The organism is Microbulbifer sp. SE14 (assembly GCF_059834885.1).
Genome location: NZ_JCBAJA010000024.1, coordinates 17,904 through 35,099 on the forward strand (window position 1 = coordinate 17,904; position 17,196 = coordinate 35,099).

Genomic DNA, 17,196 nt, shown 5'->3' on the forward strand with positions numbered 1-17,196 from the left:
TCATTGAGTTTGGTAGTATTCATTTATATTTCACCGGATATTCTCATGGCGAACACCGCTCTTTTGGATAATGTGAAGCACAAGGACCTCAGGGTTAGAACCGGTCATTCAGCCGAGTTCGGGGATAGCGTCAATATGGCGCTGGTCTTTCCCACAGAGTTCGCCTTTGTGCAGCGGGAATATCCCATCCTGTTTCGCAGAGACCCGAAAGAAGGTTTTCAGGCGGTTGCGCTGCTGGGGCTCGACAAGGGGGAAAACCTGTTTCTGGACGAGGCCGGCTGGAATGCCCGCTACGTGCCGGCCATCCAGCAACGCGGCCCCTTTCTCATCGGCCTTCACCAGCAGGAGACAGGCGGGTCGGCGAACCCCGAGCCAATGATCCATGTCAATCTCGACCACCCCCGGATCAGCCGAGCAGAGGGCGAGCCGGTATTCCTGAAACACGGTGGTCATTCTCCGTACCTTCAACACATCCATCGCATACTGAAACTCATCGTCCATGGCGCGGAGGCCGCGAAACCTATGTTCGCTGCTTTTGCTGAGGCGGAGCTGATTGAGTCGATGGAGATCAAGGTCAGTCTCGATGACCGGGTGCAGTACAGGTTACCGGATTTTTTTACCATCAGTCACGAACGGCTGGCGGCGCTTGACGGACCTTCTCTGGAGCGCTTGAATCGAGCCGGCTACCTGAAGCTGGCCCTGATGGTGGCCGATTCACTCGGTAATATCGAGTGGCTGATCGAGCTCAAGAACCGCAAACGCGCTGCCCAGCGGAACTGACATTATGACGCAGATTCCAAGCGAGACACGGGTAATAGAAGGTGTCGCGCCAGACGAAATTCCCTTCGAGGCGCTCATGGCCGGCGCGAGGCCGGTGGTGATCAAGGGGTTGGTGAGCGATTGGCCACTGACGTGTACGGTTTCGCCCCGGCAGGCAGCAGACTACCTGAAATCCTTTTACCGGGGGCGCCGGATCACTGCCTTCATCGCACGGCCCGAACTCAAGGGGCGCTTCGGTTACACGGATGATGCCACACAACTCAACTTCCAGTCGGACCAGGGCGACCTGGGCGAATATCTCGATCGAATCCTGGAACATCTCGATGATTCGACCGCGCCCTCCTTCTACATTGGTTCGACCGACGTCGATCTGTTCCTGCCAGGGTTTCGGGCGGAGAACGACTTGTTACTCAACCACGACATATTTACAAACAACTCGCCGATGGTGAGCGCCTGGATAGGAAACCGTACCACGGCGCTGGCCCATCATGACCTGTCGCACAACATGGTCTGTTGTCTGGTGGGGCGACGCCGCATTGCGCTGTTCCCGCCGGAGCAAGTGGCGAACCTCTATCCGGGCCCCCTGGAGCCGACGCCGGGTGGACAGGTGGTCACCATGGCCGATATCGATGCCCCGGATTTCGAGCGCTTTCCGGGGCTGCGTGAGGCCCTGGCAGCTGGAGAGGTGGCCGAGCTAGAACCCGGCGATGCGTTGTACCTGCCGGCGATGTGGTGGCATCAGGTCAGCGCGCTCGACCCTTTCAATATCATGGTCAATTACTGGTGGAACACTGTGCCTGATTTCGTGGACACTCCGCAGAACACTTTGTTACACGCGCTGTTGAGTTTGCGCGATCGTCCCGAACCGGAAAAGCGCGCTTGGCGCGCCATGTTTGATTACTACGTGTTCGGGCCGGCGGGACGGGTAGCTGCACACTTACCCGATGCTGCGCGCGGCTATCTCGGGCCATTGGATGAATCTAGGGCCCGGCGCCTGCGCTCTGTGCTGCTGCGCCGTCTCAATCGCTGAGGGATTCCGGTATGCAGAAACAGCGGGAGCAGGCAATCAAGCGCGTTGTTATCGCCGGCGGTGGTACAGCTGGTTGGACGGTTGCGGCGGCACTCGCGCAGCAGCTGGGGCCCCTGCTGGATATCACCCTGGTGGAATCCGACGCGATCGGTACGGTGGGCGTGGGCGAAGCGACCATTCCCACTTTTCGGTCATTCCATGCACTCTTGGGCATTGATGAACGCGAATTCATGCGCGCAACCCAGGCGAGCTTCAAGCTGGGAATATCATTCGAAAACTGGGGAAGGATCGGTGATCGCTATATCCACCCGTTCGGCGATGTCGGCAAATCGACCTGGATGGCCGATTTTCACCATATGTGGTTAATGGCGAAAGCCAGAGGGTTCGGCGGTGATATTGGTGATTATTGTTTCGAACACCAGGCCGCGGCCGCGGGCAAGTTCGCGGTATCGGAGTCGTCGAAGATCAACTACGCCTATCACCTGGATGCGGGACTCTACGCCGGGTTCCTGCGCCGGAAATTCGAGCCCAAGGGTGTCAGGCGCATCGAGGGCAAGATCGCGCGCGTCGAGCAGGACCCTGGGAACGGTTATGTCACGGCGCTGGTGATGGAAAGCGGCGATCGGGTGAGCGGTGATCTATTCGTTGATTGCACCGGTTTTCGCGGTCTCCTGATCGAACAGACCCTCGCTGCCGGCTACGAAGACTGGCGCCATTGGCTGCCGACTGACAGCGCGCTCGCGGTGCAAACTGAAGCGACCGCGGGCGCACCGCCCTATACGCGGGCCATGGCGCGCAGTGCCGGTTGGCAATGGCGTATACCGCTGCAACATCGTGTGGGCAACGGCCTGGTTTTCTGCAGCGCGCATCAATCGGAAGCGGGGGCACATGGCGAGCTGCTCGATCATCTCGAAGGGGAGCCCCTCACGGAGCCGCGTCTCATTCGCTACGTGACGGGGCGTCGTCGCAAGGCGTGGGACAAGAATGTCGTCGCGATCGGTCTTTCCAGCGGCTTCCTTGAGCCGCTTGAGAGTACCAGCATCCATCTTATCCAGATCGGCGCCATGCGCCTGATCCAGCTATTTCCATTTGACGGGAATCTCGATGCGCTCGCTACGCGTTACAACAAGCAAATGCGCGACGACTTTGAGCAGGTCCGTGATTTCATCATCCTGCACTACAAGCTGACACGGCGCGACGACACGTCCTTCTGGCGCGATTGCCGCGATATGGGTATCCCGGATACGCTTACCGAGCGCATTGAGCTTTTCAGTGACAGTGGTTATGTCAGGCCTGCGAGCGAGGAGCTCTTCCGCACTGCCTCGTGGCTGTTCGTGATGATCGGGCAGGGGTTGATGCCCCGAAGCCACCACCATATGGGGGCCTTGCTGGGGGATGAGCGCCTGCGGCGAGCACTCGAATCACTCCAGCAAAATATTGCCAGTGCTGTGGACAATATGCCCATACATCACAAGTTCCTGGAAAAGTACTGTCCCGCCGACATGCCGTCCTCTTGATTCTGGCGCGTCTGTCCTCCGGAACGGTCATTCCTTGCTTGCCCGGGGGAGGGCCGGGCGAAGTGATGTACGGCTAGCGGGCCCGCATTTTTCTGTTACTATCGGGCGGTTGTTGCAACCTATGCAGGCCAACGAAAAGTGAAGCAGAGACAACCTCGTCGCCAGCGCGGCAGCGCGCCCACCATCAGTGATGTCGCCCGCGAGGCCGGCGTATCGCCGATGACGGTGTCGCGGGTGATCAACGGCGAGAGCAATGTGCGGGCCCGGACCCGGGACGCGGTCAATGCGGCCATCGAGGCCCTCGGTTACACGCCCAACCGCGCGGCGCGCAGCCTGGCGGGAGCGGATCAGATCAATATCGGCCTGCTGTACAGCAACCCCAGTGCCGCCTACCTCAGCGAGCTGCTGGTCGGCGGCCTGGAGCAGGCCAGCCGCTACAATGTGCAGCTGATCGTGGAGAAGTGCGATGTGGAGCTGGATGCGGAGGAGGTGGCCTACCGGCTGATCTCCCGCGGTGTCGAGGGCATACTGCTGCCGCCGCCGCTGTCCGACTCCCCGCAGCTGCTGGAAGTGCTCGACTCGAATGACACCCCGGCGGTGGCCATCGCCACCAGCCGCCCGCAGGAGAATGTCTCCGCGGTGAGTATCGACGACTACCGGGCCGCCCACGCCATGACGCGCCACCTGATTTCCCTGGGGCACCAGCGCATCGGTTTTATCGTCGGCGACACCAACCAGGTAGCGAGCGAGCGCCGCCTCGAGGGCTACCGCGACGCCCTGCGCGAGGCGGGCCTGGAGGCGCCGGGCGAACTGGTGGCCCAGGGCCTCTTCACCTACCGATCGGGCCTGGACGCCGCCGAGCAGCTGCTCGGCGGCGACGTGATTCCCACGGCCATCTTTGCCAGTAACGACGATATGGCCGCGGCCACTGTCGCCGTGGCCCACCGCTGCGGCCTGGACGTGCCCGGCGATCTCAGCGTGTGCGGCTTCGACGACACGGCGCTGGCCACCACCATCTGGCCGGAGCTGACCACCATTCACCAGCCCATTATCGAGATGTCCCGCGCCGCCGTGGACCTGCTGGTGAAGAAGGTGCGCGCGCGCCGCGCCGGCAAGGAGGAGGAGTGCCGGCAACTGCTGCTGGACTACACCCTGGTGCGGCGCCAGTCGGACGCTCCACCGCGCCGCCGCCCGCCGATCAAGGTGGTGAAGAACTCCTGATGTTGGGGTTCGCGAGACTCACCCCAACCTACGCGTAGGTTGGAGTGGGCGTAGCGAAGCCCAACATGCCGGGCGGTGTTTGCGAGCAGTTTCAAAATCCGTCAGGATGATGGGTTTGAATAGAATGAAACTGCTTCCATGTCCCTTCTCGCCTCCATCCTCTTGATCCTAGAGAGGGCCCTCGCCGCCTTCGCTTCCTTTGTCTGGGGAACCCCGCTGCTGGTACTGCTGGTGGGCGGCGGCCTCTACCTGTTGATCTACTCCCGCGGCCGACCTTATCGCCACCTGGGCCACAGCGTCGACCTGCTGCGCGGTGTGTACGACGATCCCACCGACCCGGGCCAGGTGCCACACCGGCAGGCGCTGTCCACGGCCCTGTCCGGCACCCTGGGGCTCGGCAATATCGCCGGGGTGGCCATCGCCATCAGCACCGGCGGGCCCGGCGCCATCTTCTGGATGTGGGTGACCGCGCTGGTCGGCGTGGCCACCAAGTTCTACACCGCCTCCCTGGCGGTGATGTTCCGCGGGCGGGATTCCGCCGGCGAGCTGCAGGGCGGGCCCATGTATGTGATCCGCGAGGGGCTGGGCAGGAAGTGGATGCCGCTGGCGATGCTGTTCGCAGTGGCGGGGCTGTGTGGCATGCTGCCGGTGTTCCAGTCCAACCAGACGGTGCAGTTGCTGCGGGAATCCTTCGCCGTGCCGCTGGGCTGGGTGCCGGCAGACGGCTCGTTGATGTTCGATTTCGTCGTCGGCCTGGTACTGGCCGCAGCGGCCGCGGTGGTGATCGCCGGGCGCATCCAGCGCATCGGCAAGTTCGCGGTGCGGGTGGTGCCGGGTATGGTGCTCTTCTACCTGGCGCTGACGCTGATCGTGATCGGCTATTTCTGGCAGCAGGTGCCGGCCGCCTTCGCGTTGATTTTCACCGATGCCTTCACCGGAAAGGCGGTGGCCGGCGGCGCCCTGGGCGCGGTGATCGCCACCGGTATCAGCCGCGGGGCCTTCTCCAACGAGGCCGGCATCGGCACCGAATCCCTGGCCCACGGCGCGGCCAAGACCCGCGAGCCGATCCGCGAGGGCGTGGTGGCGATGGTGGGGCCGATTGTCGATACGCTGGTGATCTGCACCTGCACCGCGCTGGTGATTCTGCTTACCGGCGCCTGGGCCGGGAGCGAGGGCATCGAGGGGGTGACGCTCACCGCCAATGCCTTCTCCGAGGTGTTCGGCCACTGGGGGCCGATACTGCTGTTGCTGATGGTGTTGCCGCTGGCGTTCAGCACTATCGTCACCTTCTGGTATTACGGCGTGAAGTGTTTCGTCTTCCTGTTCGGCAGCCGCTGGCAGGGATTTTATTCGGCGGCCTATATCGCGCTGATCGTGATAGGCGCCGTGGCCTCACTGAATGCGGTCAACAGCATCATTATCGGCATGTACGCGATCATGGCGATTCCGACCATGACCTCCACGCTGCTGCTGGCGAAGCTCGTCAACCGCGCGGCCCACGATTATTTCGTGCGGATGGCGGCGGAGGAAAAAACCGGCCTGAAAGACCCCACCTGAAACATCGAGGGCGAACACAGGGTTCGCCCCTACATCCTACTGTCGTCATTCCGGCGCAGGCCGGAATCCAGATACCGCTGAGCTCAATGCACCACGGAAACCCTGGTGCCCACGGTGGCATTCTGGAAGAAGATCTTCGCCATATGCCAGGGCAGGCGGATACAGCCGTGGGAGGCCGGGTAGCCGGGCACATGCCCCGCGTGCATGGTGATGGCACCGTTGATGCGCATCATGTAATCCATGGACGCGCCGCGGAAAATGGCTCCGGGAGGTCTGCGATCACGGCGTACATCCACGTTGCTCCTGAGCACATAGCCGCCGCGACTGACGTAGTGGCCGTAGAGATTGGAGCGGTGGTTGTATTTCTTTTCCGAGATACGGAAGTTGCCGGTGGGGGTGCGATGCCCGGCCATCCCGGTGGAGACCGGCGAAATGCCGGCCAGGCGACCGCCCCTGTAGAAGTAGGCTTTCTGCTCGCTGAGAACAATCCTGATATGCGGTGTGCCGCCGACAACTTCGGGGCGCCACCAGGCTTGTCCCACCCACCGATCCTGGTAGGTGGTTCCCTGGCGCAGGAACTGGTAACCGTAGTCGACGGCCTGGACCAGTGGGCTTAGTAGTACGGAGCCGCCGGCAATCAGCAGGGCAGCCAGTGAAGATCTTTTTAGCAGGGAAGAACGGCTTAGCATTGCGCACCTCTCTATTGCAAAAGATTTGCAAACAACAGCGATTTGCGAGCGGTGCCCGCTGCGCGCACCTTTGCGGGGCAAAAGACTCCCTCACGTCCGGCGACGCGACAACAAGCAGTGATTTTTTCCCCAGCGCGACCTGCCGATATATTCCGGCATTCGCCGCAGAGTGGGCCGCCGTGGCCGCAGCCACAACAAGTGGAAACGATGGTAGGATCGAATGCCGGTGGGCGATTACATCAAAAGGGAATGACGGCAGCTTCGGTTAGAGCCATCCATGGATTCACCGGGGCGCTATTATCGGCCCATGTCCAGTTCCAGCCTGTTGCTTGACCTGCGCAGCTATGACCGGGAGACCCGGCGGCACCACCACGACAACCACCAACTGGTGCTACCCCTGGCCGGCACCCTGCAAACCAGTATCGGCGGGGCCGGGGCTGCACTGATTGCCGCGGGCAGGGACCACGCCTGGGCCCTGCTGGAGCGCGGCGCCCCCAGCGTGCAGCGCGTCGCCGATGCTTGAATAACGGTCTCCGCGACCGATATTCGAGCGGTCTTGCTAAGGACAGGGAAATGTCAATGAAACATAAGGTTACGAAGGGCTGAACGTATGGGGTTCGAGGCTCGAAGACCGTTTTGTCCTGGCTGGATAAGAGTGCAGGAATGTCGATTTTTCTGTTCTGTCGAAATCGGGGTTCGGTGTTCGACTAACAGACGACGGCGCACAGGCTGTAGCCCAGCTGGGGGCCATGTGGATGGACTCGGCGGCTATACCTGCGAGCGACCCAATAACTTGAAAGCAGCCGTAGACGGTGTTGTCGTGAATTTTTTCTACGGCCTTGTTAGCTCAACTGTCCTGCCCGAAGATCGTTACAGGAGAAATCAGGATGCAGTATTTGGTTGCTATTCACCACCCCGATGACTACGATCCGGCCGTCGCAGAGGACGAAGCGATGGCCCGCGATATTGACGCGTTCAACGACGAGATGAAGGCCGCTGGTGTCAGGGTTTTCGTTGGTGGCCTGCTTCCTGCGGACTGCGCGAGGTCGCTGCGGCCGCAACCCGATGGTGAGGTGCTCATCACCGACGGACCATATCTGGAAACCAAGGAGCACGTGGGTGGTTTTTGGGTGCTGGAAGCCGCTGACCTGAGCGAGGCACTGGCATGGGGGCGGAAGGCGGCCGTCGCCTGCCGGGCGCCGGTCGAGGTGCGCCCCTTTCATTGACGGAGAAGCCGGAGGAAGCAAATGATCGAAGACAGAATCATGGACGCTCATGATTCACAATGGAGGGCGATTTCCTGTGCACCCTCAGCGGGGTAAGATATATATTTTTGATAATAGCAATATACAGTATGAATTCATGCAAAAAGCTTGATGGTATGCTGTACGTACCAAATAACGGGGCGCTATCGCTACGTGCCGAAAAAGTACCAATAGAGGAGGTTATGATATGCAGGACGCGATTCGATCAGTCTTCGATCATTTTGTGGTAATCGCCCCGGAGAAGCGGGCAGTGGTGGAGAGAAATGATTCCTCCCTGTATGAGCGCCTGGGAAGGGAGTACAATGGCTTTGAAGGGCATGAGTTGGTTTCAGCTTATGAGTTTGCGGAAGACTGGGCGAAATGGGAGATGCACCCGAAAGGCGATGAGGTGGTCATTCTGTTGTCCGGGAAAGTGCATTTCCACTTGCAGCTGGAGTCTGGCGAAGAGTCTCTTACGCTCGAGAATTGCGGGGATTATGTCATTGTGCCGCAAGGTGTCTGGCATACCGCAAAAGTTGATGCGAAGGCCAGGGTGATATTCATCACCCCGGGAGAAGGTACCCAGCATAAGCCCCTGTGATTCCTGATGGAGTGCCAAAGTAGTTCGGGGAATAAAAGCAGTTCGGGGAATAAAAGGTAAGTTCGGATAAAGTGTTATGGCTGGAACCATTTCTCCGAGACTGGCGGCGATAGTCGAGGCGCTTCCTCTGCGGCCGGGTATGCGCGTGCTCGAGATCGGTTGTGGGCCCGGCGTTGCCGCCCGCGCCGTCGCCGAGCGTATAGGGCGAGGGCATGTTCTCGCTATCGATCGCTCGGCCAGGGCTATCGCGCAGGCTATTGCCGGATCCGGGGAACAGATCGGTTCCGGGCGGCTGGAGTTTCGTAAGGTGGCGGTCGAGGAGTTTTCCCTGGATGAAGGTGAGGCACTCTATGACATTGCGTTCGCCACACGGGTTGGCGCCTTGGATGGGCGCCACCCGGAAATCGAGCGGGCCGCACTTCTCTGTATCGCCCGATCCTTGACCGAGGACGGCCGCCTTTTTATCGATGGCGGGAATCCGCTTAAGGAAATTCCGCTGCGCAGGCCCTCGGCGCACATCCAGCCATAGGGTATAGCACGGAAGTTCCTCAGTCTACCAGGTCCAGAACTGCCAGCCCCTGCTGTTCGCAATAATGCCGGTAGAGGTCCAGCAGTGTCCCCGCACTGTAGCGGGCACTCACTTCGCCGTCGGCATCCAGGTACTCGACCTCGCCCGTGACCACCACGAATACTACCAGCGGCACATCGCCGATAGCGCGCCACTTGTCGGTGTTCCCGGTCGGCTCGTACACATAGTCGCCGGGTCCTATGCATTCGCCCGTATGCAGTTCGCGCGTACCCTGCAGGTTGTATGCGTGCACTTCACCAGTGTGGCGGTGCCAGCCTATCTCCACGCCCGGCTCCAGCCGCAGCAGTTCCACAAAGCCGCGGTTGTCGCGCAGGAAGCGCAGTGGCTTGAATGCCTTGCCCTCGCCCAGGGGGACCCAGGGGGTATCGGTAGCGGGAGCGGAGCGGGTCGGCAATTCGGCTATGGCGGTCATGTTCATGGGTGGTTTCCTCAGTGATCAGGGTTGCAAATGTCGAAGCAGACTGTCATCGATACGCTGCCAGTGCCGGGGGGCGGCACCCTGGCGCAGCACGACCAGGTGGGGAAAATCCCGCACAGCGAAGTGCCTGGCGAATATCCCGTCCTCGTCGAAAACCAGGGGATGGTCGATACGGTGTTGGTGCCGGTAGCGCCGCAGGCTTTCGCTGTCGCTGCTGTAGCGGGTGGCGAAGCCGATCAGCCTGACGCCGGGTATCTGCCCGAGCCGCTCGATACCCCGGCGAAACCCCGCGCAGGCCTGCACGCGCTCCGCATCGGTATCCTTCAGGTAGGATTCGCACCAAGTGGCAAAGTGATAGGCGATCACTATCTCTCCGGGATCAGGAACCAGTTGCTGTGCATTGCCGTCCAAGTCGGCCAGCAGCGGCGGCGGCCGGGGTGCGGCGCTCTGCTTTGCAGCTGAAAGTTTTTCCAGTGCCCGTATCAGTCGTTCGTCGTGGCGGTAGCCGCTGAAGACGGTTTCCCCCTCGGCATTGAGCAGCAGGTACATGGGCGTGCCCATAACGTTGAAGCGATTCCACAGTTCACCCATCTCGTCGTAGGCCACGGGCATCGCCAGTCCGTGTTCGCGTACCGCGGCCTTGACCAGGTGCGGTGAATCGTTGATGGCGACATTGACTGCGAGAAACTGCACCCGCTCGCCGTACTGCTCATGGAGCTGCCGGTAGTCCGGCATCTGCTTGAGGCAGGCGCGGCACCAGGTGGCCCAGAACTTCAGCAGCAACGGCTTGCCGTTCGCATCCCGGCGCAGTGAAAACCCGCCGCCATCGATCAATTTCACGGAAAGGTCGGTCGCCTGGGCGGTGGCGCTTGAGCCGTGCATCAGGAACAGCCAGAATAGTGCCGGCATCACGTATTTCTTCATCAGATCCCCCTTGTTTCCGATGGACCCAGCTTAAGGGGCGCGGTGGTGAGGCGGTAGATCCATTACCGGCGGCCCAATGGGTCCTTTTATGAAACCGACCAGCGGTATTCCGTTCAGCGCCATTGTGTTCCAGGGGGATAGCGACACACCGCGCTACCGCCAGTTGTACGCCTATATCCGCGACCTGATTCTGAACGGTAACCTGCAGGCCGGTGTACAGCTGCCGTCATCGCGGGAGCTGGCGGCGGAAATCGGCGTTGCGCGCAATACGGTCATTGCCGCTTACGAACTGCTGGCGGATGAGCAGTTTGTCGACTCGGCGGTGGGGCGGGGGACGATCGTACGCGGAATATCGGCGCGCGCACTGCTGAACCCGAAGCGGAGCGCGGCGGGGCGCCAGCCCGGAACCGCCGCGGCCGAACCACCCCTTCCCCTGCGCCTGGGCTTCGCCCTGCCGGATGCCGGGCATTTTCCATCTCCCGCCTGGAACAAGGTGCTGCGCGGTGCACTGAGGCAGGCGACCGTTGCCAGATCCAGGCCGCCGCTCGCGGGTGCCCGGCGCCTGCGCAAACTGGTCGGCGCCTATCTGGGCGCCTACCGCGGGGTGTGCTGCCGCGAAGAGCAGGTGCTGATTACCAGCGGCGGCCAGCAGGGCCTCTACCTGGCGGCAAGGGTGCTGCGGGCGTTCAGCGAGCAGGTCTATGTGGAGGATCCCGGCTACCAGGGCGCGCGCCAGGCGTTCAGTGCCTGTGGCTTCCGATTACAGCCGCTGCCGGTGGATGAGCAGGGGGCCCGCTTCGATCGCGTCCTGCAGTCGCCCGCTGGCGGTCCGAAGGTGGTTTGCCTGACTCCGTCGCACCAGTTCCCCCTCGGCTCCACTCTGAGCCTGGAGCGGCGCCTCGAAATCCTGAACTGGGCCGGCGAGACCGACGGCTGGATCATCGAGGACGACTACGATGCCGAGTACCGCTACGATGGCGAACCGCTCACCGCGCTGGCGGGGCTGGACAGCGCCCAGCGGGTTATCTATGTGGGCACCTTTTCCAAAGTGCTGTCCCCGGAGCTGCGCGTAGGTTATATGGTGGTGCCCGAGGCGCTGCTGGAAAAATTCCACGCGACCAAGGAATTCAGCGATGGCGCCGCTGCGATCCTGATGCAGAATGCGATAGCGGATTTTATCCAGGGCGGCTATTTCCTGGCGCACTTGCGCCAGATGCGGGCCCTGTATCGCGACAAGCGGGACCGGCTGTTACAGCTGCTCAGCCAATACCAGCTGCCGGTCTCCGTAGAGACGCGCCCACACGGCATGCACCTCACCCTGATGTTGGATGGGCAGTATTCCGATCGGGATATCGCCCGGCAGATGGTGGAACGGGGCTTTGAGGTGTTGGCCCTGAGCAAGCACTACCTGCGGGAAGATCCTGTACCCCAGGGACTGGTGGTGGGATTTACCAGCGGGTGTGAGCGGGACTTTATGGATTTTGTACAGAATCTTGCTGAGGCCATGGCGACTGCGTAGTAGATTTATGGAAGCACCCATAATATTGTCGGGAAAATAGTTGGAACCCAGGGAGGGAAGCGCAATGACAGTTCTCGTAGTAGGCGCCAGCGGGGCCACTGGCCGTTTGCTGGTGCGACAGCTACTCGATCGGGGGCGGACCGTCAGAGCCATGGTGCGATCGCCGGAAAGGCTACCGGAGGATATCCGCAGCCGCGCCAAACTGTCTGTGATTCACGCGAGCCTTCTGGAACTGAGTGATACGGAAATGTCCGAGCATGTTGATGGCTGTAATGCCGTCGCCTCCTGCCTGGGCCACAACCTGAGTTTCAAGGGGATTTTCGGCCACCCGCGCAGGCTGGTGACCGATGCCACCCGCAGGCTGTGCAATGCCATCAAAGCCAACGGGCCGCAGGAGCCCGTCAGGTTTGTGCTGATGAATACCGCCGGCAACAGCAACCGGGATATTCCTGAAAGGGTTTCCCTTGCCCAGCAATGCGTCATCGGGCTGGTCCGCGTCCTGGTGCCCCCCCAGCTGGACAATGAAAGGGCTGCTGATTTCCTGCGCACGGAAGTCGGCCAGGCGGACAAGGATATCCAGTGGTCCGTGGTACGCCCGGACAGCCTGCTGGACGAGGACGAGGTTACCGGATACGACCTGCACCCCTCGCCGACCAGAAGCGCGATCTTCAATGCGGGTGAGACCAGCAGGATCAACGTGGCCCACTTTATGGCCGAACTGCTGACGGCTGATCAGCTCTGGCATCAGTGGCGGGGACAGATGCCGGTTATTTACAACAGGGCACCGCTCCGTTGAGTGGCGGTGCGGGATCTTCGTTTTGGATGCCTTCTGTCAGAGAAGGTTGCCGTCAAAACTGAGCAGTGGAGGCGTTATGAGTGCTCATACTTCAAATGACAAGGTCACCATTACCAAAATCCGGTCGATGAAGGGTAGGGGAAACATTGTTTCTCTCACTGCCTATACCAAGCCGATGGCGGAAATGATGGACCCTTTCGTTGATCTGATCATCGTCGGAGATTCCACCGGCATGGTGGCCTACGGTTTCGACTCCACCTTGCCGGTCACATTGGAAATGATGATCGCCCACGGCGCCGCGGTTCTGCGCGGGGCCAAGCGGGCCTGTGTCGTGGTCGACATGCCCTTTGCCAGCTACCAGGAGTCGAAAGAACAGGCGTTCAGGAACGCGGCGCGGGTGTTGGCGGAAACCGGGGCCCAGGCCGTGAAGCTGGAGGGCGGGCTGGAACTGGTGGAAACTGTGGAGTTCCTGGTGCAGCGGGGCATTCCGGTGATGCCCCACATCGGCCTGCGGCCCCAGCACGCCAATGCAATGGGCGGTTTCAAGGCGCAGGGGCGGGACGAGGCCGCAGCGGATCTGTTGGTCAGGGAGGCCAGGGCCTACGAGCAGGCCGGGGCTTTTTCCCTGCTGGTGGAGGGCGTGTTCGAAAGTGCCGCGCGGCAGGTGACTGCGGCCGTGTCTATTCCGACCATTGGCATCGGTGCCTCGCCGGCCTGCGACGGGCAGGTTCTGGTCACCGAGGATATGCTCGGCCTCTTCTCCGACTATACGCCGAAATTTGCCAAACAATACATTGATCTCAGTGTGCAGATCAGGGAAGTATTCGCCGAGTATGCCCGGGAAGTCAGGAACGGAAGCTTCCCGGCGGACGAGCACTGTTTCGGGATAAAGAATGAGTCTCGATAAAAGTGCTGAAGTAACCCGGTAAATGGAAGACAGGGAGGAACTTGTGGCCGATATACCGTTGAAGTGCGACTGCGGCGAAGTACAGGGTGTCGCAAGAGGGGTGACACCGGCTTCCGGCAACCGGGTCGTCTGCTACTGCGATGACTGCCAGGCCTTCACCCGTTGCCTGGATCGCGCAGGCGATGTACTGGACGAGTACGGCGGCACGGATATTTTCCAGTTGACGCCCTCCCAGATCGAAATCACCAAAGGCCGCGAGAAGATCCTTTGCCTGCGCCTGAGCGAAAAGGGCATGTTCCGCTGGTACACGGGGTGCTGCAAGACGCCGATAGGCAATACCCTGTCCGCGACCGGTCCCTTCGTCGGCATGATTCACAGTTTTATGGATAACCGGGAGTCCCGCGACAGGGACCTGGGACCGGTGCGCGGCTATTCGGGTACCAGGTTTGCCAGCGAGGGGCTTCCGGAGGAAATCAGGAAGCGCGGTTTCCCGATGACAGAAGTGGTCAGGACTGTTTACAAGCTGGCGCTGTGGAAAATCACGGGAAAGGACCGGCCCTCGCCCTTTTTCCACGCGGACGGCACGCCGGTTTCCGAGCCCAATGTCCTGCATTCCGATAATGGCGCGGATAATTGACACTGGCCCGACTGCACTCCTGGGGCTGGCAGCGGATAAACGGGGATTTTGGAGTAGAGCGATGAAATTTGAGCGGGTTACCCTGGAAGGCCGGCATGTGCGCCTCGAGCCCTTGGCCCGGGAGCACCGGGAGGCGCTGGCGGGGGCCATAGAGGACGGCGAGCTGTGGAAGCTGTTCTTCACCAGTGTGCCATCGGTGGAGGAGTTGGACGAATTTTTCCTCGACGCGGAGGCGGCCTGGGAGCAGGGTGACGGCCTGGCGTTCGCTACAGTGGACAAGGCAACCGGCCGCATCGCCGGCTCCACCCGCTTCATGCACGCCAGCTTGCAGGACCGGCGGGTGGAAATCGGTTTCACTTTCCTGGGCAAATCCTTCCAACGCACCCATGTCAATACCGAGGCCAAGCTGCTGATGCTGACCCACGCCTTCGAGACCCTCGGCCTCAACCGCGTGGAGTTCCTGACCGACTACCTCAACCAGACCTCCCGCAACGCGATACTCCGGCTGGGTGCCAAGCAAGAGGGCGTCCTGCGCAGCCACAAGGTACTGCCGGACGGGCGGATCAGGGATTCGGTGATTTTCAGCATCACCAACTACGACTGGCCCGGTGTCAGGCAGCACCTGCAGTACAAGCTGGGTTAGGTTCGCGCAGGGCCCTTGGGCACAATTATTGCTTATCTGACGGCGGGTTATTTTCGGTCGATAGGTGGAAGAGATTATGGAAATCAAGGTCGACGATTTGACGGGGCCCGAAGTGGCTGCGCTGCTGAATGAGCACCTGCGTAATATGGGGCTGCACTCCCCGCCGGAGAGTATCCACGCCCTGGACCTGGAAGCCCTGCGCCGGCCGGAAATCACCTTCTGGAGCGCCTGGGAGGGACCGGAACTGCTCGGCTGCGGTGCGCTCAAGGTGCTGGATGCGCGCCACGGGGAGATAAAGTCGATGCGCACGGCTTCGGCCCATTTACGCAAGGGCGTCGCGGCGCAGTTGCTGCAGCATATCCTCGAGGAAGCCTCCCGGCGCGGCTACCAAAGGGTGAGCCTGGAGACCGGCTCGGCGGCTGCCTTCGAGCCGGCCAGGAGGCTCTACAGTCGCTTCGGCTTCAGCTACTGCGGGCCCTTTGCGGATTACAAGGAGGATCCTTACAGCGTATTTATGAGCCGGGAACTGCAGGGAGAAGATTAGCCGCTTCTCCTTCATCCGGCTCTTGAAATACGGCTCCCCGGCACCTTGCAGGAGACGGGGCTATAGGGCCAGGGAATCGCGCGGTGAATAGTCGGTAAGAATCAGCTTGCGGTCTTCGATGCCGTTGACAAACCTTCCGTGTTTCTTGCCGGTGACTTGCTTGATGTCCTTCCACTCCTGGTCGGCCATAAACTTTTCCCACTGCGCCTTCATGGTCTCCTCGTCGGGCCATTTCAGCAGGTAGACAAACTCCACCTTGTCCTCCTGCTCGCTTTCCCAGGTGGATACGATGTTGAAATCGTAGCGTTCCATGATCCGCATGGCGTGCTTGTGGAAGCGATCGTGAAAAGCGCCGGTATTGTCTTTGTACAACTCGTAAATGCGCAATTGATGTACGGCGGAAGATTCGGGCATTGATTCGGCGTGGAGCACCTTGGGCAAAACCAGGGTGAACGCAATCGCAATCGATAAGCTTGTCCGCAGTCTTGTCGTCAAAGCTTTGTAAATTGATCTCATCATTCGAGAACTCCTTTTCTGTGGGACAGCTGCCCAGTGTATCCTCAGGAGATTGGCGCCGGGATGTCGTCTCGTCGTTTTTCCACCGCATCTGATCGATAGCTGCCGATCGTGGTCAGCGGCGGCAGCTGCTCTACCAGAACATCAATTGCCACTCGCAAGCGGTAGGGCAGTTGCGGTGTCTGCGGCCAGAGGGCGTGAATGTCGAAACTGAATCCCGGGCGGTCCGCCAGCACTTGTACCAGTCCGCCGCTGTGCAGCCGCTCCCGGATCAGCCAGGAGGGGAGCCAGGCCAGGCCCAGGCCGGCGACGGCCGCATCGGCGATGGCCTCCAGGTCGTCGAAGCGCAGCCGCGCCGCGGGCTCTATTTCAATCCGTTTGCCATCCTCCTGCGCAAACAGCCAGCTGCGCCGGCGGCCCCCACTCTGGTAGACAATGGCCTCATGTTTTCCGAGTTCGTCGAGCGAGCGCGGGGCGTCTTTGGCTTGCAGGTAAGCGGGCGCGGCGCAGAGGCACATATGATGTTGCGCAATCCTGCGTCCTATGAGGTTGTCGCCGGACAGGCGCCCGCTGCGCACGGCCAGATCGAAGCCGTCCTCGATCAGCGCCACATTGCGATCGCTGAATGACAGCTCCAGTTCCAGCTCCGGGTGGGATTGCGCCAGGCGAGTGAGTACCGGGGCCACGCAGTAGCGGCCGAACAGCACCGGTACGCTGACCCGCAGGAGGCCGCGCACTTCTTTTCTGCCGGATTCCAGCATGGCTTCGCCGGCGCGCAGCTGTTCAAGCGCCTGTTTGCAGTGTTCGTAATACAACTGCCCTTCATTGGTAAGGCTCTGTGTGCGGGTGGTGCGATGGAAAAGTCGCGTGCCCAGGCGCTCCTCGAGTCGCGCTATGGCCTTGCCCACTGCGGAGCGCGACAGGTGCAGCCGTTCCGCCGCGGCCGAGAAGCTGCCCGCCTCCACCGCCTCCACAAAAACCCGGACGCCCGCCAGCCGATCTGCCATAGGCCCACCATTGTAGAAATTCAGGAATCAATAGCAGGAGAAAGTATCGTAACTGGA

General features: G+C 61.1%; 20 protein-coding genes. 15 read left to right on the plus strand and 5 right to left on the minus strand.

Going from position 1 to position 17,196, the window contains the following annotated elements; genetic code table 11:
- The first annotated feature begins 45 nt into the window (after positions 1-45).
- The 5 genes from AC6R19_RS16150 (at position 46) to AC6R19_RS16170 (ending at position 6,105) form a co-directional block, all read left to right on the plus strand.
- Positions 46-780 carry a SapC family protein gene (locus tag AC6R19_RS16150; protein ID WP_500580876.1) on the plus strand — a complete coding sequence of 245 codons (735 nt, stop codon included), beginning with the start codon at positions 46-48 and terminating at the stop codon, positions 778-780.
- A 4-nt stretch (positions 781-784) separates the two neighbouring features.
- On the plus strand, positions 785-1,810 hold the full coding sequence (locus AC6R19_RS16155) for a cupin-like domain-containing protein (protein ID WP_500580877.1): 1,026 nt from the start codon (positions 785-787) through the stop codon (positions 1,808-1,810).
- 11 nt (positions 1,811-1,821) lie between these two features.
- Entirely contained in the window at positions 1,822-3,327 is a 1,506-nt protein-coding gene (locus AC6R19_RS16160; protein ID WP_500580878.1) for a tryptophan halogenase family protein, read from the plus strand.
- 138 nt (positions 3,328-3,465) lie between these two features.
- Positions 3,466-4,548 (plus strand): LacI family DNA-binding transcriptional regulator, encoded by a 1,083-nt coding sequence (locus AC6R19_RS16165; protein WP_500580879.1) that lies wholly within the window; start codon positions 3,466-3,468, stop codon positions 4,546-4,548.
- Positions 4,549-4,686: 138 nt separating this feature from the next.
- Positions 4,687-6,105 carry an alanine/glycine:cation symporter family protein gene (locus AC6R19_RS16170; RefSeq protein WP_500580880.1) on the plus strand — a complete coding sequence of 473 codons (1,419 nt, stop codon included), beginning with the start codon at positions 4,687-4,689 and terminating at the stop codon, positions 6,103-6,105.
- 83 nt (positions 6,106-6,188) lie between these two features.
- Here the strand turns inward: AC6R19_RS16170 and AC6R19_RS16175 are convergent, their stop codons facing one another.
- A complete protein-coding gene (locus AC6R19_RS16175; RefSeq protein ID WP_500580881.1) occupies positions 6,189-6,794 on the minus strand; it encodes a L,D-transpeptidase family protein in 606 nt (201 codons plus the stop codon).
- A gap of 307 nt (positions 6,795-7,101) precedes the next feature.
- Between AC6R19_RS16175 and AC6R19_RS16180 the strand changes: the two genes are divergently transcribed.
- The 4 genes from AC6R19_RS16180 to AC6R19_RS16195 all read left to right on the plus strand — a co-directional run bounded on the left by AC6R19_RS16180 (position 7,102) and on the right by AC6R19_RS16195 (position 9,168).
- Positions 7,102-7,317: a hypothetical protein gene (locus tag AC6R19_RS16180; protein ID WP_500580882.1), complete on the plus strand. Its 216-nt coding sequence runs from the start codon at positions 7,102-7,104 to the stop codon at positions 7,315-7,317.
- 364 nt (positions 7,318-7,681) lie between these two features.
- Positions 7,682-8,020: a YciI family protein gene (locus AC6R19_RS16185; RefSeq protein WP_500580883.1), complete on the plus strand. Its 339-nt coding sequence runs from the start codon at positions 7,682-7,684 to the stop codon at positions 8,018-8,020.
- A 226-nt stretch (positions 8,021-8,246) separates the two neighbouring features.
- Positions 8,247-8,639, plus strand: a complete 393-nt coding sequence (locus AC6R19_RS16190; protein WP_500580884.1) for a cupin domain-containing protein — start codon at positions 8,247-8,249, stop codon at positions 8,637-8,639.
- A gap of 76 nt (positions 8,640-8,715) precedes the next feature.
- A complete protein-coding gene (locus AC6R19_RS16195; RefSeq protein WP_500580885.1) occupies positions 8,716-9,168 on the plus strand; it encodes an SAM-dependent methyltransferase in 453 nt (150 codons plus the stop codon).
- 19 nt (positions 9,169-9,187) lie between these two features.
- Here AC6R19_RS16195 and AC6R19_RS16200 read toward each other — a convergent pair whose 3' ends face one another.
- Complete coding sequence (locus AC6R19_RS16200; RefSeq protein WP_500580886.1) at positions 9,188-9,646, minus strand: cupin domain-containing protein; 459 nt, start codon at positions 9,644-9,646, stop codon at positions 9,188-9,190.
- An 18-nt stretch (positions 9,647-9,664) separates the two neighbouring features.
- The gene (locus AC6R19_RS16205) at positions 9,665-10,570 is read right to left on the minus strand and encodes a TlpA family protein disulfide reductase (protein ID WP_500580887.1); all 906 of its coding nucleotides are present in this window, start codon (positions 10,568-10,570) and stop codon (positions 9,665-9,667) included.
- A gap of 88 nt (positions 10,571-10,658) precedes the next feature.
- Here AC6R19_RS16205 and pdxR point away from each other — a divergent pair, with 88 nt between their 5' ends.
- From pdxR to AC6R19_RS16235, 6 genes are all read left to right on the plus strand, one after another.
- Entirely contained in the window at positions 10,659-12,089 is a 1,431-nt protein-coding gene (pdxR, locus tag AC6R19_RS16210) for a MocR-like pyridoxine biosynthesis transcription factor PdxR (protein WP_500580888.1), read from the plus strand.
- A 64-nt stretch (positions 12,090-12,153) separates the two neighbouring features.
- The gene (locus tag AC6R19_RS16215; RefSeq protein ID WP_500580889.1) at positions 12,154-12,885 is read left to right on the plus strand and encodes an NAD(P)-dependent oxidoreductase; all 732 of its coding nucleotides are present in this window, start codon (positions 12,154-12,156) and stop codon (positions 12,883-12,885) included.
- Between the two features lie 76 nt (positions 12,886-12,961).
- Positions 12,962-13,792, plus strand: coding sequence for a 3-methyl-2-oxobutanoate hydroxymethyltransferase (gene panB, locus AC6R19_RS16220; RefSeq protein WP_500580890.1), 831 nt, complete (start codon positions 12,962-12,964; stop codon positions 13,790-13,792).
- 43 nt (positions 13,793-13,835) lie between these two features.
- Complete coding sequence (locus AC6R19_RS16225; protein WP_500580891.1) at positions 13,836-14,429, plus strand: DUF6151 family protein; 594 nt, start codon at positions 13,836-13,838, stop codon at positions 14,427-14,429.
- 61 nt (positions 14,430-14,490) lie between these two features.
- On the plus strand, positions 14,491-15,072 hold the full coding sequence (locus tag AC6R19_RS16230) for a GNAT family N-acetyltransferase (RefSeq protein ID WP_500580892.1): 582 nt from the start codon (positions 14,491-14,493) through the stop codon (positions 15,070-15,072).
- A gap of 76 nt (positions 15,073-15,148) precedes the next feature.
- On the plus strand, positions 15,149-15,616 hold the full coding sequence (locus tag AC6R19_RS16235; RefSeq protein ID WP_500580893.1) for a GNAT family N-acetyltransferase: 468 nt from the start codon (positions 15,149-15,151) through the stop codon (positions 15,614-15,616).
- A gap of 60 nt (positions 15,617-15,676) precedes the next feature.
- Here the strand turns inward: AC6R19_RS16235 and AC6R19_RS16240 are convergent, their stop codons facing one another.
- The gene (locus AC6R19_RS16240) at positions 15,677-16,030 is read right to left on the minus strand and encodes an NIPSNAP family protein (RefSeq protein ID WP_500580894.1); all 354 of its coding nucleotides are present in this window, start codon (positions 16,028-16,030) and stop codon (positions 15,677-15,679) included.
- 146 nt (positions 16,031-16,176) lie between these two features.
- The gene (locus tag AC6R19_RS16245; protein ID WP_500580895.1) at positions 16,177-17,139 is read right to left on the minus strand and encodes a LysR family transcriptional regulator; all 963 of its coding nucleotides are present in this window, start codon (positions 17,137-17,139) and stop codon (positions 16,177-16,179) included.
- Between the last annotated feature and the right edge of the window lie 57 nt (positions 17,140-17,196).